Genomic DNA, 23227 nt, shown 5'->3' with positions numbered 1-23227 from the left:
TTTGATATTGGTCGATAATCGGTAGTTATAAGCAGCCGCTATAACCTTTAAACGAAGCGGTCAGGCTTTTCTGCAAGCGATTAGCGGGCAATCCGCAGGAAAAACACCTCAAGTGACTATCTGTGATTGCCCGCAGGCGGTGGCTGAGGGAAAATGCCGATCCTTTTTTCCGTTTCTTTTAAGCAACCCCAGGAGATCAGCGATGCCCAGCCGTCGTGAGCGTGCCAACGCCATTCGTGCCCTCAGCATGGATGCCGTGCAAAAAGCCAACAGCGGCCATCCCGGTGCCCCGATGGGCATGGCGGATATCGCCGAGGTACTTTGGCGTGACTACCTGAAACATAATCCGAGCAACCCGTCGTTCGCCGACCGTGACCGCTTCGTGCTGTCCAACGGCCATGGCTCGATGCTGATCTATTCGCTGCTGCACCTGACCGGCTACGACGTCACCATCGATGACCTCAAGAGCTTCCGCCAGCTGCACAGCCGCACCCCGGGTCACCCGGAATTCGGCTACACCCCAGGCGTCGAGACCACCACCGGTCCGCTGGGCCAGGGCCTGGCCAATGCTGTTGGCTTCGCACTCGCTGAAAAAGTCCTGGGCGCGCAGTTCAACCGCCCTGGTCACAACATCGTCGATCACCACACCTATGTGTTCCTGGGTGATGGCTGCATGATGGAAGGCATTTCCCACGAAGTGGCTTCCCTGGCCGGTACCCTGGGCCTGGGCAAGCTGATTGCCTTCTACGATGACAACGGCATCTCCATCGACGGCGAAGTCGAAGGCTGGTTCACCGATGACACCCCGAAGCGTTTCGAAGCCTACAACTGGCAAGTGATCCGTAACGTCGACGGCCACGATCCGGAAGAGATCAAGACCGCCATCGACACCGCCCGCAAGAGCGAGCAGCCGACCCTGATCTGCTGCAAGACCACCATTGGTTTCGGCTCGCCGAACAAGCAAGGTAAAGAAGACTGCCACGGCGCCCCACTGGGTGACGCGGAAATCGCCCTGACCCGTGAAGCGCTGAAGTGGAACCACGGCCCGTTCGAAATCCCGGCTGACATCTATGCCGAGTGGAACGCCAAGGAAAAAGGCCTGGCGACCGAAGCCGAGTGGGACCAGCGTTTTGCGGCCTACTCCGCCGAATTCCCTGAGTTGGCCAACGAACTGGTACGCCGCCTGGCCGGTGACCTGCCTGCCGACTTCTCGGAAAAAGCCTCGGCCTACATCGCCGAAGTGGCGGCCAAGGGCGAGACCATCGCCAGCCGTAAAGCCAGCCAGAACACCCTGAACGCCTTTGGCCCGTTGCTGCCTGAGATCCTCGGCGGTTCGGCTGACCTGGCCGGTTCCAACCTGACCCTGTGGAAAGGTTGCAAAGGTGTCTCGGCCGAAGACGCCAGCGGCAACTACATGTACTACGGCGTGCGCGAGTTCGGCATGAGCGCCATCATGAACGGCGTGTCCCTGCACGGCGGCCTGGTGCCTTACGGCGCAACCTTCCTGATGTTCATGGAATACGCGCGCAACGCCGTACGTATGGCCGCGCTGATGAAAAAGCGCGTGATCCATGTGTACACCCACGACTCCATCGGCCTGGGCGAAGACGGCCCGACGCACCAGCCGGTCGAGCAACTGACCAGCCTGCGTACCACACCTAACCTGGATTGCTGGCGCCCAGCCGACGCGGTCGAATCTGCCGTGGCCTGGAAGCATGCCATTGAGCGTAAGGACGGCCCTTCGGCGCTGATTTTCTCGCGTCAGAACCTGCAGCACCAAGTGCGTACCGACGCGCAGATCGCTGCGATCAGCCGTGGTGGCTACGTGCTCAAGGACTGCGTTGGCGAGCCGGAGCTGATCCTGATCTCCACCGGTTCCGAAGTCGGCCTGACCGTTCAGGCCTACGACAAGCTGACGGCCCAGGGCCGCAACGTGCGCGTTGTGTCCATGCCGTGCACCAGCCTGTTCGAAGCTCAGGACGCCGACTACAAGCAATCGGTTCTGCCGTTGCAGGTCAGCGCGCGTATTGCCATCGAAGCGGCTCACGCCGACTACTGGTACAAGTACGTGGGCCTGGAAGGCCGCGTAATCGGCATGACTACCTATGGTGAGTCGGCGCCGGCGCCAGCGTTGTTCGAAGAGTTCGGTTTCACCCTGGAAAACATCCTGGGTCAGGCTGAAGAGCTGCTGGAAGACTAAGTCAGTCTGCGTTGTCTGCACTGGCGCTATCGCGGGCAAGCCCGCTCCCACATTTGGATCGCGGTCTAATGTGGGAGCGGGCTTGCCCGCGATAGCGTCAGAGCATTCAACACCGAACTAACATTGATCGAGAACCCCATGCCCCAACCGCGTCCCTACAAAGTTGCACTCAACGGCTACGGCCGCATTGGTCGTTGCGTCTTGCGTGCTCTGTTTGAGCGAGGGGCGGCGGCCGGGTTTGAAATTGTCGCGATCAACGATTTGGCCGACATGGCCAGCATCGAATACCTGACACGCTTTGACTCCACCCATGGCCGGTTTCCCGGCGAAGTGCGCGTTGAAGGCGACTGTCTGCATATCAATGGCGACTGCGTGAAAGTCCTGCGCAGTGCCACCCCCGAGGGCATCGACTGGGCGGCGCTGGGCGTCGACCTGGTGTTGGAATGCTCCGGTGCTTACCACACCCGTGCCGATGGCCAGCGTTTTCTCGACGCCGGCGCACCGCGTGTGCTGTTTTCCCAGCCGATGGCCAGCGAAACGGATGTCGACGCCACCATCGTCTACGGCATCAACCAGGATTGCCTGACCGGCAATGAGCTGCTGGTGTCCAACGCCTCCTGCACCACCAACTGCAGCGTGCCGCTGTTGCGCCTGCTGGATCAGGCGATTGGCCTGGATTATGTGTCGATCACCACGATTCACTCGGCGATGAACGACCAGCCGGTCATCGACGCCTATCACCACGAAGACCTGCGCCGCACGCGTTCGGCCTTTCAGTCAGTGATTCCGGTGTCTACCGGCCTGGCGCGAGGTATCGAAAGATTGTTACCGGAACTTGCCGGGCGAATTCAAGCCAAAGCCGTACGGGTGCCAACGGTGAACGTGTCTTGCCTGGACATCACCATGCAGACTGTCAGCGACACTGACGCGACGGAGGTCAACCGGATTCTGCGCGACGCCGCCACCAGCGGCCCGCTCAAGGGTTTGCTGGCCTACACCGAGTTGCCGCATGCCAGTTGCGATTTCAACCATGACCCGCATTCGGCGATTGTCGATGCCAGCCAGACCCGCGTTTCCGGCCCCAGGCTGGTGAACATCCTGGCTTGGTTCGACAACGAATGGGGGTTTGCCAACCGAATGCTGGATGTTGCCGAACATTATCTGCACATCGCCTCCACACAACCTCAACAGTAATTCAGGAACTGCGACCCATGACCGTGTTGAAGATGACCGACCTCGATCTGCAAGGTAAGCGCGTACTGATTCGCGAAGACCTCAACGTCCCAGTCAAGGACGGTGTTGTCACCAGCGATGCGCGAATCCTGGCCTCGCTGCCGACCATCAAGCTGGCCCTGGAAAAAGGCGCGGCCGTGATGGTCTGCTCCCACCTGGGTCGTCCGACCGAAGGTGAGTTCTCCGCCGAAAACAGCCTCAAGCCGGTAGCCGACTACCTGAGCAAGGCCCTGGGCCGCGACGTGCCGCTGGTGGCTGACTACCTGGGCGGCGTTGACGTCAAGCCAGGCGACATCGTGCTGTTCGAAAACGTGCGCTTCAACAAAGGCGAGAAAAAGAACAGCGACGAACTGGCCCAGCAATACGCGGCCCTGTGCGACGTGTTCGTGATGGACGCCTTCGGCACCGCGCACCGCGCCGAGGGTTCGACCCATGGCGTGGCCAAGTTCGCCAAAGTCGCCGCCGCCGGCCCGCTGCTGGCCGCAGAACTGGATGCACTGGGCAAGGCCCTGGGCGCTCCGGCGCAGCCAATGGCGGCCATCGTGGCCGGTTCCAAAGTCTCCACCAAGCTCGACGTGCTCAACAGCCTGAGCCAGATCTGCAACCAGTTGATCGTCGGCGGCGGCATTGCCAACACCTTCCTGGCCGCAGCCGGCCACCCGGTGGGCAAGTCCCTGTACGAGCCGGACCTGCTCGACACCGCGCGCGCCATCGCGGCCAAAGTCAGCGTGCCGCTGCCGGTGGACGTAGTCGTGGCCAAGGAATTCGCTGAAAGCGCCGAAGCCACCGTCAAGCTCATCGCTGACGTGGCCGCCGACGACATGATCCTGGACATCGGCCCGCAAACCGCAGCCAACTTCGCTGAACTGCTGAAGTCGTCCAAGACCATTTTGTGGAACGGCCCGGTCGGCGTGTTCGAGTTCGACCAGTTCGGCAACGGCACCAAAGTACTGGCCCACGCCATTGCTGAAAGCTCGGCATTCTCCATCGCCGGCGGTGGCGATACCTTGGCGGCCATCGATAAATATGGCGTTGCTGACCAGATCTCCTACATTTCTACCGGTGGCGGCGCGTTCCTCGAATTCGTCGAAGGCAAAGTGCTGCCGGCCGTTGAAGTGCTGGAAACTCGAGCCAAAGGCTAAGGCTCGTGATCCGGAAAAGGAGTATTCCCATGATCAAGTCGTTGGCACTGGTGATCGCAGCGGGCCTGTTGGCCGGCTGCGGCAGCACGCCAAGCGCGAAGCCTGCCGCTGCAGAGCCTGCGCCTACGCAGAAAAAGAGCTGCTACCAGGCTGACTGGCAAGCCGAAACCATGCCGGTGATCAACAAGCGCATCGGCAACGAGCGGCTTGAGCAATACGACGCCGCGCCCAACGGTCAGGAACAGGGTTGCCCTTGACGGGTCTGATCAACTAACCGACAGCTTTGGCGACCTTTTGGGTCGCCGTTCGAGGATTGGCAATGAAAGGCGTTTTCGCCCTGGCAGCCCTGGCCTTGTTGGCCGGCTGCAGCAGCATGAACATGTTCAACAAGGCAGAGCCGGCCGACAAGTGGACCACCTGGACGTGCGACAGCAAGGCCGAGGTCAACTGGCGCTTTGCCAACCAGGCGCGTTCCGAGGTGGATGTACGCCTCGGCGGTTCCGACCAGGTTTATCGTCTTAAACAGGACGTTGCTGCCTCGGGCGTGCTGTACAGCAACGACCAGTTGGCGTTTCACCAAAAAGGTGAGGAAGGCCTGATTTACTGGGTCGCCACCGATGATTTGATTGGGCGAGGCTGCAAGGCCCAGTAGTGAGCCCAATGAAAATCAAATGTGGGAGTGGGCTTGCCCGCGATGACGGTGGGTCAGTTACCGAAGATGTCGACAGACAAATCGCCATCGCAGGCAAGCCAGCTCTCACATTGATCGGGTTTCAAATTGGAGCTTGTGTCAGGTCCGTCACTGCAATAACGATTCAGCAGTCCAAGCTTTAACCCCTTGATCTGCAATAACTTGAATAGCAGCCGCCGCTACGGCAGGCTTGCACGATTAACGACCCACGATCGGGAGAGACAACACAATGGCACTTATCAGCATGCGTCAAATGCTGGACCACGCAGCCGAGTTCGGCTACGGCGTCCCAGCCTTTAACGTCAACAACCTTGAGCAGATGCGCGCCATCATGGAAGCCGCTGACAAGACCGACTCCCCAGTGATCGTTCAGGCTTCGGCCGGTGCCCGCAAATACGCCGGTGCCCCTTTCCTGCGTCACCTGATCCTGGCCGCCATCGAAGAATTCCCGCACATCCCGGTGTGCATGCACCAGGACCACGGCACCAGCCCTGACGTGTGCCAGCGCTCCATCCAACTGGGCTTCAGCTCGGTGATGATGGACGGCTCCCTCGGCGAAGACGGCAAGACCCCAACCGACTACGAGTACAACGTACGCGTGACCCAACAAACCGTGGCCATGGCTCACGCCTGCGGCGTTTCGGTTGAAGGCGAGCTGGGCTGCCTGGGTTCGTTGGAAACCGGCATGGCCGGCGAAGAAGACGGCATCGGCGCTGAAGGCGTGCTGGATCACAGCCAGATGCTGACCGACCCGGAAGAAGCCGCTGACTTCGTGAAAAAGACCCAAGTGGATGCCCTGGCCATCGCCATCGGCACCAGCCACGGCGCTTACAAGTTCACCAAGCCGCCTACCGGCGACGTGCTGGCGATCGACCGCATCAAGGAAATCCACAAACGCATCCCTAACACCCACCTGGTGATGCACGGTTCTTCCTCGGTACCGCAAGAGTGGCTGGCGATCATCAACCAGTACGGTGGCGACATCAAAGAAACCTACGGCGTGCCGGTTGAAGAAATCGTCGAAGGCATCAAGTACGGCGTGCGCAAGGTCAACATCGACACCGACCTGCGCCTGGCATCCACCGGTGCGATGCGTCGCCTGATGGCCACCAACCCGAGCGAATTTGACCCGCGTAAATTCTTCGGTGCCACTGTGACCGCGATGCGTGACGTGTGTATCGCTCGTTACGAAGCGTTCGGTACGGCCGGTAATGCTTCGAAGATCAAGCCGATCTCCCTGGAAGCGATGTACCAGCGTTACCTGAAAGGTGAGTTGAACGCCAAGGTGAACTGAGCCTCAGGCGTTTAAACAAAAAGCCCGCAGCGATGCGGGTTTTTTTGTGGCCGGGATTTGACCCTTGTGCGTTGCGCCGAGCTGATTCGCCGCAGGGTTGCCCTGCCAATGGAGATTGCCTGTGGGTGCCGGGCTTGCCCGCGACGCGGCGTGTCAGTGACCGAATGGGTTGGCTGACAGTCCGCCATGGCGGGCAAGCCCGGCTCCCACAGGGATCAGCGGCGTGTTTAAACGCGAATAATCCGTGGAGTCGTAGGGCCAGGCCTGCTTGAAATCAGGCGGCACTCATTCGTGATCAATATCCAGCTTGGCAAACGTCACCCGTGCGCCTTCCTTGCTGTTGCCACTGTTGTCCTGCACATACGCGCCCGCCTTGAAATACAGCGGTTTGGCGCCCCACGCGGCACCAATGCGCTCATTCCACTGGCCGTCAGCGGCCTCGACGGTCAGCAGCCCGGCTTTATTGAGGTTGATCACGTAGGTGAAACTCTTCTCCAGCGGCACATTGGAGGCCACGATAATCACGCGGCCTTCATCCTCGTCCGGGCGCATGCGCACTTTGGCGACAATGTTGCCGGTCTGGGTTTTTTCCTTGAATTGATATTCGAGCTTGATCAGGGGTTTCTGGCTGTCATAGGCGTGGATCTGACCGATGACTACTTTGCCGCTCGAGGGCACCTGGTTGACGGCCAGGGTGGCGCGCAGAAAATTGTCGGCGTCGGGGTAAGTCCAGTTACGCAGACGCCCGTCGGCATAGGTTTCGCGCAATTCGCTGCGCGGGTAGACGGCGTTTTCTGTGCGCGTGCCGGTCACGGGTGTCCAGAATTGCACGTCGCTGCCTTCGGCCTGGAAATATTGGTCCTTGAAGCCGCTAAGCAGTTTCGGAGTGTCGATGGTCGTGGGCGGCGAGCCGACCGGAATGCTCAGGTTCCAGGTGGAAAGGTCGATCATGGTGTTGGCCTTTTTACAGAGGTGAGGCTTTGGCCCGGGGGCCATTCACGTTCTTTATAGGCGGTGATCGTCCGGTTGTTAAACAATTGCTGGCAATTTATTGGCGTCAGAGGAGTGCCAAAAAGCCATGTTTCCCGTGGGGCGTGGGCTGTAGCGCTTGACCGTTAGTCGGCTTCCTGAGCTTTGGCGCAATGATGGCACCCGCGTCACTTCTGCTTTTTTAGAACCGGGGCTAGAGTGAGGCCTCAGTGTTTGTCCGGTTTTTATATCAGAAGTGACCGGTACAGCCCTTCAAGGAAGAGACGTAGCATGGATTGCGCTCCACACCCCGGCGATGGTAGTTCGGTTCTTCTGGTGGTTGATGACTACCCGGAAAACCTCATCAGCATGCGTGCGCTTTTGCAGCGTGAAGATTGGCACGTGATGACCGCGGCTTCCGGGCTGGAGGCGTTGGAGTTACTGCTCGCGCACGAAGTCGACCTGGTCTTGCTGGATGTGCGCATGCCCGGCATGGATGGCTTTGAGGTTGCGCGCCTGATGCGTGGCAGCCAACGCACGCGCATGACGCCAATTATCTTCCTGACCGCCCATGCCCAGTCGCCTGCCTCTGTATTGGAAGGCTATGCCAGCGGCGCCATTGATTACCTGTTCAAACCCTTCGACCCCCACATTCTCAAGCCCAAGGTGCAGGCGTTGCTGGAACACCAGCGCAACCGCCGTGCCTTGCAGCGCCTGAGCCATGACCTGGAGTCCGCGCGCGCCTTTAACGCCTCGGTGCTCGACAACGCCGCCGAGGGCATTCTGGTGGTGGGCGAGGGCAGTGTGATCCAGTACGCCAACCCGGCCATTTCGCGGCTGCTGAATGCGACGATGGCCGAGTTGCAGGGCGAAAGCTTTTTGAGCTTCCTGCAAAAGCCCCATGTGCCGGCCTGGCTGGGGTTCGCGATGTACGAGGCGTATCGCAAAGGTGAGACATGGCGCCAGCACGACGCCATTTTGCGCACCAGTCGCGGCCAGCAGGTGCCGGTGGCGTTGTCCTGCGCGCCGTTACCCGCCGAGCAGAAGGCCATGGTCGTGACGGTGCTGGACATGTCCGAGGTGCGCCATCTGCACCAGCAGTTGGAGTTCCAGGCGGTGACCGACCCGTTGACCGGCCTGCTGAACCGGCGCGGCTTCCACCAGGCAGTGGAAAACACGTTGCTGCGCAGCGAGCGAACCGAGCAATCGCTGGTGCTGCTCTACCTGGACCTCGACGGCTTCAAGCGGGTCAACGATTCGTTGGGCCACGACGCGGGAGACCGGGTGCTGCGCTGGGTTTCCGAGCAAATGCAGGCGTGTCTGCGTTCCTACGACATTCTTGGGCGCATGGGCGGGGATGAGTTCACCGCATTGGTGGAGCTGGAATTCCCGGAACAGGCGGCGAAGATTTCGGAAAAACTGATCGAACGCGTGTCGGTGTGTCAGCAGGTCGACGGTTTGGATGTGATGCTTGGCGTCAGCATTGGCATTGCGACCTTCCCGGACTGCGGCTCGGACCTCAATGGCCTGCTGCGCGCGGCCGACATCGCCATGTATGAAGCCAAGCGTGCGGGGCGTCAGCAATATCGCTATTACGATCAGGAAATGAACGGCCGCGCCCGCTCGCGTCTGATGCTTGAAGACAGCGTGCGTACCGCGATTCAAAACAAGGATTTCACCTTGGTGTACCAGCCCCAGGTCTCGCTGGAGGACGGGCGCTTGCGTGGCGTCGAAGCGTTGTTGCGCTGGCAGCACCCGAGCGTCGGCGATGTGCCGCCGGGCTTGTTTTTGCCGTTGCTTGAAGAGGCGCGGCTGATCAGCCAGTTGAGCGCCTGGATCTACCAGCAGGTCGCCGCCCAACGTCAGGCCTGGCAAACCAGCTTCGATGAAGAACTGGTGCTGAGCGTGAGCCTGAGCAGCAGTCAGTTCAACATGCCCAACTTGGCCGGCCAACTGCAGCAGGTCCTCGAGCGACATGGGTTGCAGGCGCGGCAGCTGGAGGTGGAAATCAGTGAAGACAGCCTGATGAGCAACCTTGATGAAACCAACAAGCAGCTCAAGTTGTTGCGGCGGATCGGCGTGCGTATCGCCCTGGATGACTTCGGGTTAGGCCAGTGTTCGCTGGCCCATCTGCGTGACCTGGAGTTCGATACGTTGAAGCTGGACCCGCAATTGGTGGCGCGTCTGCCGGGTTCGGTGCGGGACGCCGCGATGGCGCGCAGCATCATCCAGTTGTGCGGGCATTTTGATGTGTTAGTGATCGCCGAGGGCGTGGAAACACTCGAACAGGCGCAATGGCTGAAGGCCAATGGTTGCTCGTTCGTCCAAGGCCCATGGGCGGCCCAGCCCTTGATTGCTGAGGAAGTGGCCGATTGGTCTCACCCCCGTCTGCTTTAGATTCGCTACACTGGCGCCCATTCGAACCCTGTTGCAGACCCCATGACCGCGCTGAAATACCTCCAGGCTTACCCCGCAGCGCTCCAGGAGCAAGTGCGCCAGATGATCGCCAAGGATCAGTTGGGCGCCTACCTGGAGCAACGCTACCCCGAGCGCCATGCGGTGCAAAGTGATAAGGCGTTGTACAGCTATGCCCTGGCCTTGAAGCAGGAACACCTGCGTAACGCGCCGGCCATCGACAAAGTGCTGTTCGACAACCGCCTGGACCTGACCCACCGCGCCCTGGGCCTGCACACCACGATTTCACGGGTGCAGGGCGGCAATCTCAAATCCAAGAAAGAGATTCGCATCGCGGCGTTGTTCAAAGAGGCGGCGCCGGAATTTCTGCGCATGATCGTTGTGCACGAACTGGCGCACTTCAAGGAATCGGACCACAACAAGGCGTTCTATAAACTCTGCGAATACATGATGCCCGGCTACCATCAGGTGGAATTCGACCTGCGGGTGTACCTCACGTATCGCGACTTGCAGGGCAAGCCCTAACCTCACCAGGCGACCAAGCATGGACGTGAGCAAGACCAAAAGCAGTTTCTATCGCCGCCTGTACGTGGCGTACCTGATCGACAGCGGGCTGGCCAGCAGCGTCCCGGCGTTGACCGACGCCACCGGCATGCCGCGGCGCACGGCACAGGACACGATTGCGGCATTGGCCGACCTGGATATTCTGTGTGAGTTCGAGCAGGAAGACGGCGCGCGCAATCATGCCGGGCGCTACCGGATTCGTAGCTGGGGGGCGATCGACCGCAAGTGGATCGAGGCGAATCTGGGGGCGATCAAGCAGGTGTTGGGTTATCCCTGAATGTGGCGATTATTGCGCTGACGCCTTCGCGAGCAAGCCCGCTCCCACATTCGACCGCGTTTCAAAGGGTGAACACGGTTAAATGTGGGCGCTGGCTTGCCTGCGATGGCGCTCTCACTGACGCCGCATGCCAATGTGCGCAATATCATCTTCCAGGTATTCCTCACCCTCCGCCACAAACCCGTACCGCCCGTAATACCCCTGCAAATGCGCCTGGGCTGACAGAAAAATCGGCGTTTCAGGCCAGATGTCGTCAATGCGCTTGAGGGCTTCTTCCATCATTTGATGGCCCAGCCCGGTGCCGCGTGCCACTGGCGCGACGATCACTCGGCCGATCACCACATCACCGCCCTGGGACTCCGGGTCCAGCAGGCGCAGGTAGGCCACCAGCTCGTCGTCTTTCCAGGCCATCAGGTGGTGGGTATCACCCGAAAGGTCCTGCCCGTCGAGGTCCGGATACACGCACTGCTGTTCAACAACAAAGACCTCGCTGCGCAAGCGCAGAAGGGCGTACAGCTGGTCCTTGCCCAAGTCTTCCTGGTGTTTGCAGACCCAATTAACCGTCATGGTGTGTTCTCTTGTTAATGGCTGTTGCCGATAGTAAGCGTGACGGTCACGACTGTCTAAATTCAGCATTTTTGTGAATGGCGTCAATTTGCCATCATTCAGTGCGAGCGCGGCCCGGTTCTTTGTGTAATCTGCAATGCAGGCTCATTGATGAGCTACTGTTATCAGGCCACTGCCTGCCCGCCAAGGACTTTAAGCATGCCGCGATTTTCTCGTGCCGTTGCTTTGATAGGAGTGTTGTTGCTGGCCACGCCAGCGGTCGCACAACGTCTGCGTTTGGTAGCGGATGCCTGGCCACCGTTTACCGATTCGACATTGATCAACGGTGGGCTGGCCACCGACATTGTCAGCACGGCCCTGGCGCGCGCCGGCTACGCCAGTGATTTTGAGCAAGTACCTTGGGCGCGGGCGTTGATGGGCGTGGGTGATGGCCGCTATGACGTGTTGGTCAATGCCTGGTACGACGAGGCGCGCACGCAGCTTGGGCAGTTTTCCGCTGAATACCTGCTCAACCGCGTGCGGTTTATCAAGCGCCGAGACGACCCCATCGACTATCAGAACCTGGAACAGCTGCACGGTGAGCCCATCGCCGTGGTGCGCGGGTATGCCTATTCGGCGGCGTTCGACCAGGATGCGCAGTTGCAGAAAGTACCGGTGCATAACTTCGCCATGGCCGTGCGCATGCTCGCGGCGCAACGCGTGAGGCTGACGCTGGAAGACGAGTATGTCGCCCGCTATTACCTGGCACGCGAGTCGCCGCGTGTGCGCAATACGGTGGAGTTTTTACCCCAGCCGTTGAGTGAAAACAGCCTGCATATTCTGGTCAGCCTGAAGAACCCCGAGCATGCGCAGATCATTGCCGGTTTCGACCGCGAGATTGCCAAGATGAAGGTCGATGGCAGTTATGCGCGGTTGATGAAGGCGCATGGGATGTAGTTTGTAGTGTTCTTGCGGGCCTCTTCGCGAGCAAGCCCGCTCCCACATTTAACCGCGCACATCCTTTGTAATGCGGTCGAGTGTGGCAGCGGGCTTGCTCGCGAAGGCGGCCTAAGCCGCGCGGGTGTCCTTGATCAGGTGCGCCGCCAGCGTGCGCAACGGCCCCAGCTGCCGGCAGATCAACGCCAATTGTGTCTGCACCAACCGCTGCCCCTCATCGATCTCATCCGGCATCTGCTCCAGGTCCGCCGCCAGGGCTTCTTCGGCGTCGCTTTGAATCGCGATCGGCTGCTTGTTGGCCAGCCCCGTGGCGATCTCGTCGATGCTCGCTGCCAGGCTGTTGCCGGCGCCGTCGATCAAGTGCTCACGCACTTCGGCCGGCAGCTGGGTTTCCCGGTGTGCGCCCAGCCCCGACAGGTAGCTGAGCAAGGTGTGCGACAGCACCAAAAAGCGGAAGCCTACGTCAGCCTCTTTGCGAAAGTGCCCAGGCTCCATCAGCATGTTCGCCAGCGTGGTGGACAGCGCCGCATCGGCGTTGTGCGCGTTGCGCCGGGCCAGGCGGTAGGCCAGGTCGTCGCTCTTGCCGGCGGCGTATTGCTGCATGATCTGGCGCAGGTAGATGCTGTTGCAGGTCAGGGTGTTGGCCAGCACCTTGTTCAGGCGCCGGCCTTGCCAGTCCGGCAGGAACAGGAACACCGCCAGGCCCGCGATCAGGCTGCCAATCAGCGTATCGAACAGCCGTGGCAGGAACAGCCCGTAGCCATCACCCACCTGGTTGAAGCAGAACAACACCATCAAGGTGATCGCCGCCGTGGCCAGGGTGTAGCGGGTGGTGCGGTTGATAAAGAACACCAGGCCGGCGGCGATGGCGAACAGCGATTGCACCAGCGGGCTTGGGAACAGGTCGAACAGGGCCCAGGCCACGGTCAGGCCGATGGCCGTGCCGATGATCCGTTGGCCGAGTTTGCGCCGGGTGGCGCCATAGTTGGGCTGGCACACGAACAGGGTGGTGAGGATGATCCAATAACCCTGAGAGGCGTGAATCGCATGCAGGGTGCCGTAGCCAATGGTCAGCGCCAGGGCCAGGCGCAAGGCATGGCGGAACAGCAGCGAGGTCGGCGTCAGTTGCGTGCGCAGGCGCGTCCACATTTCCTTGAGGTTGCGTGGCGCACGGTCCAGAAGGTTGCTGTCGGTGGCGTCCGCGAGGGCGTCGGGGTTGCTGGCGTCGCCGAGCAGGCGGTCAAGGGTCGACAGGTTGGCTGCCAGGGCGCGCAACGAGCGCAGCAGGCCGCGCCAGGCAGGGTTGCTCTGGATGCGCAGGTGTTCCAGCGAGGCATTCAGGTCGCCCAGCGCTTCGGCAAAGCTGTCGTCATAAATGAATGGCTGGCGCAGCTGGATCGACTCGCCCAGGGTTTCGCAGGCTTTGCCTTGCTGGCGCAACAGGCGCTGACAGCGGAACAGCACGTCGCTGTGGAAAAAGGCGTCGGCCAGGGCGTTGTACGGGTAGTGCGAGGAGCTGGCGCGTTCGTGGATGTCCTGGGCGAGGAAGTACAGCTTCAAGTAGCGGCTGACCTTCGAACCGGGCCGACCATTGCCCACGCGGTGCAGGATGATTTCCTTCGCCGCATTCAGCGCTGCTACAACGCGCCCGTTTTGCTGGGCGAGTTCCAGGCGGCGCGCCTCTACATCCAGCTGGCGGATCGGTTCGAACAAGGATGATTTGAGTTTGAGGTAGCGCCCCAATTCGCGAAACAACCGCGCCAGGCTTTGCTGCACCGGCTGGTTGGAAAACAGTGCCTGCCACAGCACCGAGAGCACGCCATACCAGGCGGCGCCGGCCACCAGCAGCAGCGGTTCGTGCCAGAAATCAGAGACGGCGCCCCCGCGCTGGTCCACGCCGATCATGGTGTACACCGACAGGATCAGCGTCGCCGAAGCAATCGCGCCATAGCGTTCGCCCAGCGCACCCAGCATGGTCAGGCAGAAACTGGCCAGGGCCAGGGCGATCGCGAAAATCCACGGGTAAGGGAACAGCAGTTCCACCGACAGCGCGGCGATGCTGAAACACACCAGCGTCACCGCCAGAGCGTTGAGGCGGCCTTGCCAACTGTCATCGGTCTCGGCCAGGGCGCTGGCGATAATCCCCAGGAACAGCGGGATCAGCAGCGTCATTTCGTCCTGATACCAGCACAGCGCCATGCTGCCGGTGAGGGCGATGAACACCCGTACGCTGTAACTGAATTTATCCAGCGCCCACAGGCGCCGCATGGACTGCTTGAACGAGGTCGATGACATGAAGGCTGGAGTCTTCCGGGACGATGCCGCTAAATTGAGCTATCAAGGACGTCACGGCAAGCGTGGCGATCACATCAATTGCGCAAAATAACTTCCAGGCGCCCCAAATCTAATGTGGGAGCTGGCTTGCCTGCGATAGCGATGGTAAATCCAACGCCGCTGTCGCAGGCAAGCCAGCTCCCACAGGGTTTTGCATTTCAAGGTTTAAGCGGCGTCAGGCGTATTGCGCGGCGGCGTAGCCCGACGCCCAGGCCCACTGGAAGTTGAACCCGCCCAGGTGACCGGTCACATCCAGCACTTCGCCGATGAAGTAGAGCCCAGGGCTTTTCAGCGATTCCATGGTCTTGGACGACACTTCCCGCGTATCAACTCCACCCAGCGTTACTTCGGCCGTGCGATAGCCTTCAGTGCCCGCCGGCACCAGTTGCCAGCTCGACAGCTTTTGCGCGATGTCAGCGATTTCGGCGTGGGTGTACTGCTTCATCGGTTTGGACGCAAACCAGGTGTCGGCCAGCAGGTTGGCCATCTTCTTGGTAAAGATCTCACCTAGCAGGGTTTTCAACTCGCTGTTGGGGCGCTCGACCTGTTGCTGTTGCAGCCAGGCGTGGGCGTCGTGGTCGGGCAGCAGGTTGATTTCGACCGTGTCGCCGGTTTCCCAGTACGAGGAAATCTGCAAGATCGCCGGCCCGCTCAGGCCGCGGTGCGTAAACAGGATGTTCTCGCGAAAGCTCTGGTCGTTGCAGCTGACCAGGCAGTCCACCGAGGTGCCGGACAGCTCGCCGCACAAGTCCTTGAGCTGGTCGGTGATGGTAAACGGCACCAACCCTGCGCGGGTCGGCAGCAGTTCATGGCCGAACTGCTTGGCTACCTGATAACCGAACCCGGTAGCGCCCAAGGTCGGAATCGACAGGCCGCCCGTGGCGATTACCAGGGATTCGCAGCGCAACTCACCCAGGGTGGTTTGCAACTGATAACCGGCCTCCAGCTTGGCAATTTCCTGAACCGACGTGTCCAGGTGCATGCTCACGCCGGCTTGTATGCATTCATCGAGCAGCATGCCGAGGATGTCGCTGGACTTGTTATCGCAGAACAACTGGCCGAGCTTCTTCTCGTGGTACGGCACGCCATGCTTGGCCACCAGCCCGATAAAGTCCCACTGGGTGTAGCGGGCCAGCGCAGACTTGCAGAAGTGCGCGTTGTGCGAGAGGAAGTTGGCCGGCTCGGTGTACATGTTGGTGAAATTGCAGCGGCCACCGCCGGACATCAGGATCTTTTTGCCGGCCTTGTTCGCGTGGTCGATCAACATCACCTTGCGCCCACGCCCGGCGGCGGTCAGCGCGCACATCAAGCCTGCGGCGCCGGCGCCAATGATCACAACTTCGGTCGAGCGCACAGCAATGTCCTCACAAAAAAATTGATCTGAAATGCAATCAAATGTGGGAGCTGGCTTGCCTGCGATGGCATCAACTCGGTCGATCTGTCAGACCGAGTTGCCTGCATCGCGGGCAAGCCCGGCTCCCACATTGATTCGGTTCCTACAACAGGAACGCGGTGTTTTTACAGGATGCGCACGCGCAACGAACGGCCTTTGATTTTGCCGTCGTTCAAACGCTGCAGCGCCTGCTTGGCGATCCCGCGCTCCACGGCCACAAAGGCCTGGAAGTCAAAGATCGCGATTTTGCCGACCTGGGCACCCGGAATCCCGGCTTCACCGGTCAATGCGCCGAGAATGTCACCTGGGCGAACCTTGTCTTTACGGCCAGCGGCGATGCACAGGGTGCTCATCTGCGGCAGCAACGGGCCGCCGCTTTGTGGCTTGAGGTTGTCCAGCTGGTCCCAGTTCAGCGGCGACTTCTGCAGTTGCTCGATGGCCTGGGCGCGGTGCGCTTCGGACGGCGCCACCAGGCTGATGGCGATGCCGGTTTCGCCGGCGCGGCCGGTACGGCCTACGCGGTGAATGTGGATTTCCGAGTCGCGGGCCAGTTCGACGTTGATCACCATGTCCAGCGAGTCAATGTCCAGGCCACGCGCGGCCACGTCGGTGGCGACCAGCACCGAGGTGCTGCGGTTGGCGAACATCGCCAGTACCTGGTCACGGTCGCGCTGTTCCAGGTCGCCATGCAGGCCGACGGCGGAAATGCCTTTGGACGTCAGGTGATCCACGGTTTCCTGCACTTGCTGCTTGGTGAAGCAGAACGCCACGCACGAGGCCGGGCGGAAATGCGCCAGCACCTTGGTCACGGCGTCCATGCGCTCTTCTGGCGAGATCTCGTAGAAGCGCTGTTCGATCTGGTCGTCGGAGTGGAACGCTTCGGCCTTCACTTGCTGCGGCGCGCGCATGAACTTGGACGCCAGCTGCTTGATGCTCACCGGGTAGGTGGCCGAGAACAGCAGGGTCTGGCGGCGCGCCGGGGTCTTGCTGATGATGTCTTCGATGGCGTCGTAGAAGCCCATGTCGAGCATGCGGTCAGCTTCGTCGAGAATCAGTGTGTTCAAACCGTCCAGCACCAGCGAACCCTTGCGCAGGTGCTGCTGGATGCGGCCCGGTGTGCCGACAATGACGTGGGCGCCGTGTTCCAGCGAGGCAATCTGCGGGCCGAGGGACACGCCGCCGCACAGGGTCAGCACCTTGATGTTGTCTTCGGCGCGCGCCAGGCGACGGATTTCCTTGGCGACCTGGTCGGCCAGCTCACGCGTCGGGCACATCACCAGCGCCTGGCAGCCGAAGTAGCGCGGGTTGATCGGGTTCAACAGGCCGATGCCGAAGGCGGCGGTTTTACCGCTGCCGGTCTTGGCCTGGGCAATCAGGTCCAGCCCCTTGAGGATCACCGGCAAGCTTTGCGCCTGGATCTGCGTCATCTCGACATAACCCAGCGAGTCGAGGTTAGCCAGCATGGCGGCGGAGAGCGGCAAAGTATTAAAAGCGGTGGCGATGGTAGTCACGGGACTGGCTCTGCAAAACAAAATGTCGCGCAGTGTAGCAGCCCGCCGGGGTTTTTCTCGCAAGTTCTAGACGAGGGGAGGCGGGCAGCGGCAAGTTACGCGCTGCAAGCCGCCGGCTTGAGGCTTACAGCTTGACGCTTGCGGCTGCTGCTAATGCTCAATGTCGTGCTCACGGCTGACCACGCGTTTGCCGTCTTTTGGCGACAATTGCAGGAAGATCGCCGCCGCCAGCATCGCCATGATGCCCACGGTGACGAAGGTCAATTGGAACGCGCCGAGCACGGTGTCGACTCCATCGTTGCCTACTTCAGCGGTGAAACCACCCAGCAGCGCACCGGCGCACGCCACCCCAAGGCTCAGGGACAACTGCGCCACCACCGACAGCAAACTGTTGCCGCTGCTGGCCTGGGCGTCGTCGAGGTCGATCAGGGTGACGGTGTTCATCGCGGTGAACTGCAAGGAGTTGATCGCACCCAGCACCGCCAGCATTACCAGTAGAAGCGGATAGGGCGTCTGCTCGCTGACCAGGCCCATGCTCGCCAGCATGATGCCCAGCGCCAGGGTGTTGCCGGTCAGCACCACGCGGTAGCCCAGGCGCTCGATCAGCGGCCGGGCGATGGACTTGGCAAACATCGCCGCCGCCGCCAGGGGCAGCATGCTCATCCCGGCTTCGGACGGCGAGTAACCGAGCGCCACCTGCAACAGCAGCGGCACCAGGAACGGCAATGCGCCACTGCCCAGGCGGGCGAACAGGTTGCCGAGTATGCCCACGGCAAAGGTGCGCGTTTTGAACAGCACCGGCGAGAACAGCGGGTTGTCGATATGCCCGGCGCGCAGCCAATACGCCGCCAGGCACGCCAGCCCGCCGAACAGCAGCAACATCACGCGCAAATGCGGCAAATGCAATTCGCCCAGGCCTTCCATGGCGATGGTGATCAGCACCATCGCCGCGCCAAACAGCACGAACCCCACGCTGTCGAAACGCGTGCGCTCGCTGCCGCGCAAGTCGGGGATGAGTTTCCACACGGCGTAGCATCCGATCATGCCCACCGGCAGGTTGATCAGGAAGATCCAGTGCCAGGTCAGGTATTGCACCATCCAGCCGCCCATGGTCGGGCCGAGCAATGGGCCGAGCAGGCCGGGAATGGTAATGAAGCCCATGATCCGCACCAGTTCGGAGCGCGGATAAGCGCGTAAGACGACCAGTCGCCCCACCGGCAGCATCAGCGCGCCGCCCAAGCCCTGGATGACCCGCGCGCCCACCAGCATGGTCAAGCTGCTGGACAAGGCACACAGCAGCGAGCCAATGCTGAACAGCATGATCGCGCCAAAGAAGATTTTTTTGGTGCCGAAGCGGTCGGCGACCCAACCCGAGGCCGGGATCAGCAAGGCGACGGTGAGCATGTAAGCAATCACCACGCCTTGCATGCGCAGCGGGTTTTCCGCGAGGTCCCGGGCCATGGCCGGCAGTGCGGTGTTGAGAATCGTCCCATCCAGCGACTGCATGAAGAAGGCAATCGCCACCACCCAGGGAAGCCAGCGGGCGGTCTTGGCGTCGAGAGGGGCGCGATTGGGCATGAGCTACCTTTTTGTTAGCAGGCTATGTGTCGGCGATTATGCGCCATCCGTCGCTCCTTTTCCCACTGGCGGTTCGTCTAAATCTGACAATGTCGCGTGCTCTCCGACGAGGTAATCCAGCAGCGCACGGTGCACCGCCAGCGCAGCCTCGCGGGATTCAAGGTCGAGCAAGTGGCCGGTGTGTTCGGCGACGGCGAACGTGCTGCGGCCCACATACTGTTTGAACAGCCGGGCCTCCGCTGCCGGGGTGTACTCATCCAGCGCGCCGTTGATGAAATGCACCGGTGTTTCGATCTGCGTGAGCGCTGGCAAGTAGTTGCCATCGCCCAGCCCCAACACCTGGTGGATATGAAAGCGCGCCTGGCGGTACTCGGTGGTGGCCATGTTCGACAGGTGCCGATGGTTATTGCGCTTGAGCCTGGGTGACAGGTATTTGCCGACCGTCTCGTTGAGCAGGTGACCGACGGCGGACTTGTCATCCGCTTCGATCAACACGCGCACGCGCTCCACATAGTCGAGCATGGCCTGGTTGAGGTTGGGCGCCAGGGCCATCACCACCGAGCTTTCGATAGAGGGCGGGTTGTGCGCCAGGGTCAGCAGCGTGGAGATGCCGCCCCAGGAGGCCGACACCAGGTGGCTGACCTGGAAACGTTCCACCAGGGCACGCAGGATTTGGACTTCGTCGTCCTTGGTGACCAGGTCAAGGTTGCTGTTGTGCTCGCGCGAAAGGCCGGAGAACGGCAGATCGAACAGCAGCACATTGAAGTGTTCCGCCAGGCATTTGCTGGTGCGGGCGAAGGAGCGGGTGGTGGACAGTGCCCCATTGACCATCAGGACGGTTTTCTTTTCCGAATCGTTACCGAGCTGCTCAACGTGAACGTTGTAGTGTTTGAACAGCCCTTCTATGACAAAACTTCCATGGTCCATGTCAACGCTCCAGCTTGCCCAATCCAGGCAAGGTCATGCATCACGTGCGCACACGTGGGGTTAGTGGCGGGGTGCCACTAACCGTTATAACGAGGTTTTTTACGGGCGACAACCGGCCGTGTTCGCGGGCGGCGAAGAAGGGAAATGACAGTAGGAGGGGGTGGAGCAGTGATGTATGAAATCAGCGAAACCCCCTGTGGGAGCGGGCTTGCTCGCGAATACGGAGTGTCAGTTAACAGATAGGTCGACTGATACACCGTATTCGCGAGCAAGCCCGCTCCCACAGGGGGGTGCTGGTGTTTACAGGGTGAGAGTCAGGCGTTTGACCAACGCGCCTGGCAACAAGTTGGACGCGGTATTGCGCTGGCTGTACGTACTGGCCGACAACAGCAACTCCCGCTCAGCCGTCAGCGCTTCCAGCTGTGAACCGAGCAACTGATAGACGCTGTCATCAAAACGCATGGTGCTGACCGGCGCCTTGATCTCGCCGTCTTCCACCCAGAAGGTGGCAAAGCGCGTCATGCCGGTCAGGCGGGCGGCCGGCAGGTCGGAGTAGTTCAAGTACCAGAGGTTGCTGATGTACAGCCCGGTGCCCAATTGCTTGAGGATATCGGCCTGGGCGAGGCTGCCCGCGGCCATCTGCAAGGCGCTGGGCGACTCGTCGCTGCTGGCGCCGTTGGTGCTCAGGCCGTATTCGGCGGCGCTGCGCGAGTTGATCAACTGGCCCTCGGCTTTGCCCGCGTTGATCAGCGTGACGTCCCCGCGCGGGTAGCCTTCGGTGGAGAACGCCTGGCTCAGCGAGCCGCTGATCTGCTCATCGACTTTTACCAATGGGCTCAACGACTGCTCACCGGCATACAGCTTTTGCAACGAGCTGGCTTTGCTGGCGATGGCCTGAGCGGAAAACCCGCCCCAGGTGATGATGCTGATGATTTCTTCCAGCGCTGCCGGCGCCAAGTAGGCGCGGTACTGCCCAGGGGCGAGCTGGTGCAGCGGGCGCCCAAGAAACGCCAGTTGCTCGCGCGCCTGCTGGAAGCGTGCGGCGAATTCGGCGCTGTTCCAAGTGTGCCCGGCGTAGCTGGCTTTGACCGCTTCGCCATTGGCGTGGAACAGGCTGAAATCGAAGTTGAAACTGTTGGCCTGGTGCCAGCCGAACGCGCCGTCGGAACTGGCGAACCCACGGCTGATCGGGCCAGCAGCGTAAAAGCCGACCAGGTCCACGCCTTCTGCGGCCTGGCTGATGTCTTCCAGCACCTGGGCCAGTTCCGGCAGCGGTCGTAACTGCTCGTTATGGCTTTGCCAGGCGTTGTGGTTCAGCAGCAGGTACGGGTCCTGTGGCAGCAAAGGCAAGGTTTCGCGCAACTGTTGCAGGCCATCGGCGAGGCGCTGGCGGTCCAGTTCCGGCTCACCGGCCAGGGTAATGCCGAGGTCGGCGTGGCGGCCGTCGTTGATCAGCTTGAGGTTGAGGCTGGCCTGTTGCACCTGGCCGGCCTGGCGCACCTGGGCGTGGTTGAAGCGTACAAACTCGGATGATTCGTCTGCGTAGCCGAGGTGAAATTGTTCCTTGTCGGTGATGGCCTGCTTGAGCCAGTTCACCAGTGCCTTGAAGTTGTTCATCAGGCATCTCCCCCAAATACGTCGACATCACTGAACACACACGCCGGTGACGCGTGACCCACGCGAATCACTTGGTTGGGCTCGCCTTTGCCGCAATTCGGCGTGCCCAACACCTTGAAGGTGCTGGCGTCGCCGACGGCGCTGAGCTTGCGCCAGAACTGCGCGGAAATCGCACGGTAGTTGGGGTTCTTCACCACGCCCTTGAGCTCGCCGTTTTCGATCAGTTGGCCCCACTCGCAGCCGAACTGGAATTTATTGCGCGCATCGTCAATGGACCAGGAGCGGTTGGTGCTCATCAGAATGCCATGCTCGATGCCGCTAACGAGTTCGGCCTGGGTTTTGTCGCCGGCCTCGATGTTCAAGTTGGCCATGCGGTCGATCGGCGCGCGGTTCCAGCTGCACGCGCGGCTGTTAGCGACCCCGCCGAGCCCCGAGCGAAATTGCGACAGCGCGCCGCCCAATGGCTTGAGCAGCAGACCGTCGCGGATCAGGAACTGCTTGGTGGCGCGGGTGCCGTCGTCGTCATGGCTGTAGCTGGCGAGCTGCTCGGGGATGTCCGGGTCGAACGTGACGTTGAGCAAGGGCGAGCCGTATTGCAGGTGGCCGAAGTCACTGGCCTTCACGAAACTGGTGCCGGCGTAATTGCGCTCATCACCCAGGATGCGGTCCAGTTCCAGCGGGTGACCGATGGACTCGTGGATCTGCAGGATCATCTGGTCGGGCATCAGCAGCAGGTCACGCGGGCCGTTTGGTGTGTTGGGCGCGAGCAGCAGTTGCAGGGCTTCGTCGGCCACTTGGCGGGCGGCGCCGGCCAGGCCGAAGCGGCGAATCACGTTCGCACTGCCTTGTTGGCCGAAGTTGGTGCCGCCCAGGGTGCGGGTCTGGCTGTCGTTGCCGTCAAACGCGGTGACGCTCAGGCCCGGGTAGACGAAACGCTGAGCCTGGCGCAGTTCGGCACCGGCGCTGTTGAGGTAGATCTGCTCCACGCGGGTGGTGCCCAGGCTGACTTCCCAACTGACCAGACGCTCGTCCTTGGGCACGCTGGCAGACTCATCGCCCAGCAATTGGTAGCAGTCGCTCAAGGATGGGAAGGGCTGGTCGAGGTCCGGTGACAGGTAGTCGGCGACGTCACTGGAGACCGGCTGCGTGTGCAGGTCGAGCAGGGCGTGGGGCAAGATCCGCCGGGCTTGCTGTTCAGCGCGCTCAAGGGCGGCTTGCAGGCCGGCAAGGGAGATATCGTTGGTGGCGGCGTAGGCTTCCACGCCGTTCAGACGCACGGTGAGCATGGCGCCCTCGTCGTGGTTCAGGTGGGGCGGCTCGGCGATGTTTTTGCGGACCGACAGGTATTGGCCGGATTCGCGGACGTAACGCAGCGAGAAAAATTCGGCGCGGGTGCGCAGGGCACTGAAGTGTTTTTTGAGGGTGGTGTGGTGGTCGAACATGGGGCCTTCCTTGTGGGCGGCTCGGCGCGGGCAGGCAAATAGAGTAGGCCTGGGCTGGGAGCTGATCAAGGAAAGAGGTTTTGCAGCGTCTGGTCGGGCCCTATCGGGGGCAAGCCCCCTCCCACATTTTGACCCTG

At 61.2% G+C, this 23227-nt stretch carries 19 protein-coding genes; 10 read left to right on the top strand and 9 right to left on the bottom strand.

Features of this window, described 5'->3' with window-relative positions:
• Positions 1-202: 202 nt before the first annotated feature.
• From tkt to fba, 6 genes are all read left to right on the top strand, one after another.
• Positions 203-2200 (top strand): transketolase, encoded by a 1998-nt coding sequence (gene tkt, locus C4J83_RS28130; RefSeq protein ID WP_124418633.1) that lies wholly within the window; start codon positions 203-205, stop codon positions 2198-2200.
• Between the two features lie 138 nt (positions 2201-2338).
• On the top strand, positions 2339-3394 hold the full coding sequence (epd, locus tag C4J83_RS28125) for an erythrose-4-phosphate dehydrogenase (RefSeq protein WP_124418632.1): 1056 nt from the start codon (positions 2339-2341) through the stop codon (positions 3392-3394).
• A 17-nt stretch (positions 3395-3411) separates the two neighbouring features.
• A complete protein-coding gene (locus C4J83_RS28120; RefSeq protein WP_106575625.1) occupies positions 3412-4575 on the top strand; it encodes a phosphoglycerate kinase in 1164 nt (387 codons plus the stop codon).
• A gap of 29 nt (positions 4576-4604) precedes the next feature.
• Positions 4605-4832, top strand: coding sequence for a hypothetical protein (locus tag C4J83_RS28115; protein WP_106575624.1), 228 nt, complete (start codon positions 4605-4607; stop codon positions 4830-4832).
• Between the two features lie 62 nt (positions 4833-4894).
• Positions 4895-5227 (top strand): MliC family protein, encoded by a 333-nt coding sequence (locus C4J83_RS28110; RefSeq protein ID WP_119737525.1) that lies wholly within the window; start codon positions 4895-4897, stop codon positions 5225-5227.
• Between the two features lie 268 nt (positions 5228-5495).
• Positions 5496-6560, top strand: coding sequence for a class II fructose-bisphosphate aldolase (fba, locus tag C4J83_RS28105; RefSeq protein ID WP_003177554.1), 1065 nt, complete (start codon positions 5496-5498; stop codon positions 6558-6560).
• A 285-nt stretch (positions 6561-6845) separates the two neighbouring features.
• Here the strand turns inward: fba and C4J83_RS28100 are convergent, their stop codons facing one another.
• Positions 6846-7511, bottom strand: coding sequence for a polysaccharide lyase family 7 protein (locus tag C4J83_RS28100; RefSeq protein ID WP_106576070.1), 666 nt, complete (start codon positions 7509-7511; stop codon positions 6846-6848).
• A 309-nt stretch (positions 7512-7820) separates the two neighbouring features.
• Here C4J83_RS28100 and C4J83_RS28095 point away from each other — a divergent pair, with 309 nt between their 5' ends.
• The 3 genes from C4J83_RS28095 to C4J83_RS28085 are packed head-to-tail and all read left to right on the top strand — an operon-like array spanning position 7821 to position 10785.
• Complete coding sequence (locus C4J83_RS28095; protein WP_106575622.1) at positions 7821-9926, top strand: putative bifunctional diguanylate cyclase/phosphodiesterase; 2106 nt, start codon at positions 7821-7823, stop codon at positions 9924-9926.
• A 42-nt stretch (positions 9927-9968) separates the two neighbouring features.
• On the top strand, positions 9969-10469 hold the full coding sequence (locus C4J83_RS28090) for a M48 metallopeptidase family protein (RefSeq protein ID WP_094949103.1): 501 nt from the start codon (positions 9969-9971) through the stop codon (positions 10467-10469).
• Positions 10470-10488: 19 nt separating this feature from the next.
• Positions 10489-10785 (top strand): winged helix-turn-helix domain-containing protein, encoded by a 297-nt coding sequence (locus C4J83_RS28085; RefSeq protein ID WP_106575620.1) that lies wholly within the window; start codon positions 10489-10491, stop codon positions 10783-10785.
• A 114-nt stretch (positions 10786-10899) separates the two neighbouring features.
• Here the strand turns inward: C4J83_RS28085 and C4J83_RS28080 are convergent, their stop codons facing one another.
• Positions 10900-11352: a GNAT family N-acetyltransferase gene (locus tag C4J83_RS28080; RefSeq protein ID WP_124418631.1), complete on the bottom strand. Its 453-nt coding sequence runs from the start codon at positions 11350-11352 to the stop codon at positions 10900-10902.
• A 198-nt stretch (positions 11353-11550) separates the two neighbouring features.
• On the opposite strand from C4J83_RS28080, the gene C4J83_RS28075 reads away from it, so the two are divergent.
• Positions 11551-12288 carry a substrate-binding periplasmic protein gene (locus C4J83_RS28075; protein WP_106575618.1) on the top strand — a complete coding sequence of 246 codons (738 nt, stop codon included), beginning with the start codon at positions 11551-11553 and terminating at the stop codon, positions 12286-12288.
• Positions 12289-12399: 111 nt separating this feature from the next.
• Here the strand turns inward: C4J83_RS28075 and yccS are convergent, their stop codons facing one another.
• The 7 genes from yccS to C4J83_RS28040 form a co-directional block, all read right to left on the bottom strand.
• Positions 12400-14583: a YccS family putative transporter gene (gene yccS / locus C4J83_RS28070; protein ID WP_106575617.1), complete on the bottom strand. Its 2184-nt coding sequence runs from the start codon at positions 14581-14583 to the stop codon at positions 12400-12402.
• 214 nt (positions 14584-14797) lie between these two features.
• The gene (locus tag C4J83_RS28065; RefSeq protein ID WP_106575616.1) at positions 14798-15976 is read right to left on the bottom strand and encodes a BaiN/RdsA family NAD(P)/FAD-dependent oxidoreductase; all 1179 of its coding nucleotides are present in this window, start codon (positions 15974-15976) and stop codon (positions 14798-14800) included.
• Positions 15977-16140: 164 nt separating this feature from the next.
• On the bottom strand, positions 16141-17478 hold the full coding sequence (dbpA, locus tag C4J83_RS28060) for an ATP-dependent RNA helicase DbpA (RefSeq protein WP_234452441.1): 1338 nt from the start codon (positions 17476-17478) through the stop codon (positions 16141-16143).
• 198 nt (positions 17479-17676) lie between these two features.
• Positions 17677-19104, bottom strand: a complete 1428-nt coding sequence (mdtD, locus tag C4J83_RS28055) for a multidrug transporter subunit MdtD (RefSeq protein ID WP_119737527.1) — start codon at positions 19102-19104, stop codon at positions 17677-17679.
• Between the two features lie 36 nt (positions 19105-19140).
• Positions 19141-20031: an alpha/beta fold hydrolase gene (locus C4J83_RS28050; protein ID WP_119737528.1), complete on the bottom strand. Its 891-nt coding sequence runs from the start codon at positions 20029-20031 to the stop codon at positions 19141-19143.
• Positions 20032-20331: 300 nt separating this feature from the next.
• A complete protein-coding gene (locus C4J83_RS28045; protein ID WP_119737530.1) occupies positions 20332-21648 on the bottom strand; it encodes a TldD/PmbA family protein in 1317 nt (438 codons plus the stop codon).
• Positions 21648-23090 carry a TldD/PmbA family protein gene (locus C4J83_RS28040; RefSeq protein WP_124418630.1) on the bottom strand — a complete coding sequence of 481 codons (1443 nt, stop codon included), beginning with the start codon at positions 23088-23090 and terminating at the stop codon, positions 21648-21650. Before C4J83_RS28040 ends, C4J83_RS28045 begins: the two co-directional genes overlap by 1 nt.
• Between the last annotated feature and the right edge of the window lie 137 nt (positions 23091-23227).

The organism is Pseudomonas sp. LBUM920, assembly GCF_003852315.1.
In the GTDB taxonomy this organism is placed as follows: Bacteria; Pseudomonadota; Gammaproteobacteria; order Pseudomonadales; family Pseudomonadaceae; genus Aquipseudomonas.
This window is presented reverse-complemented; position numbering and strand designations above follow the sequence as displayed.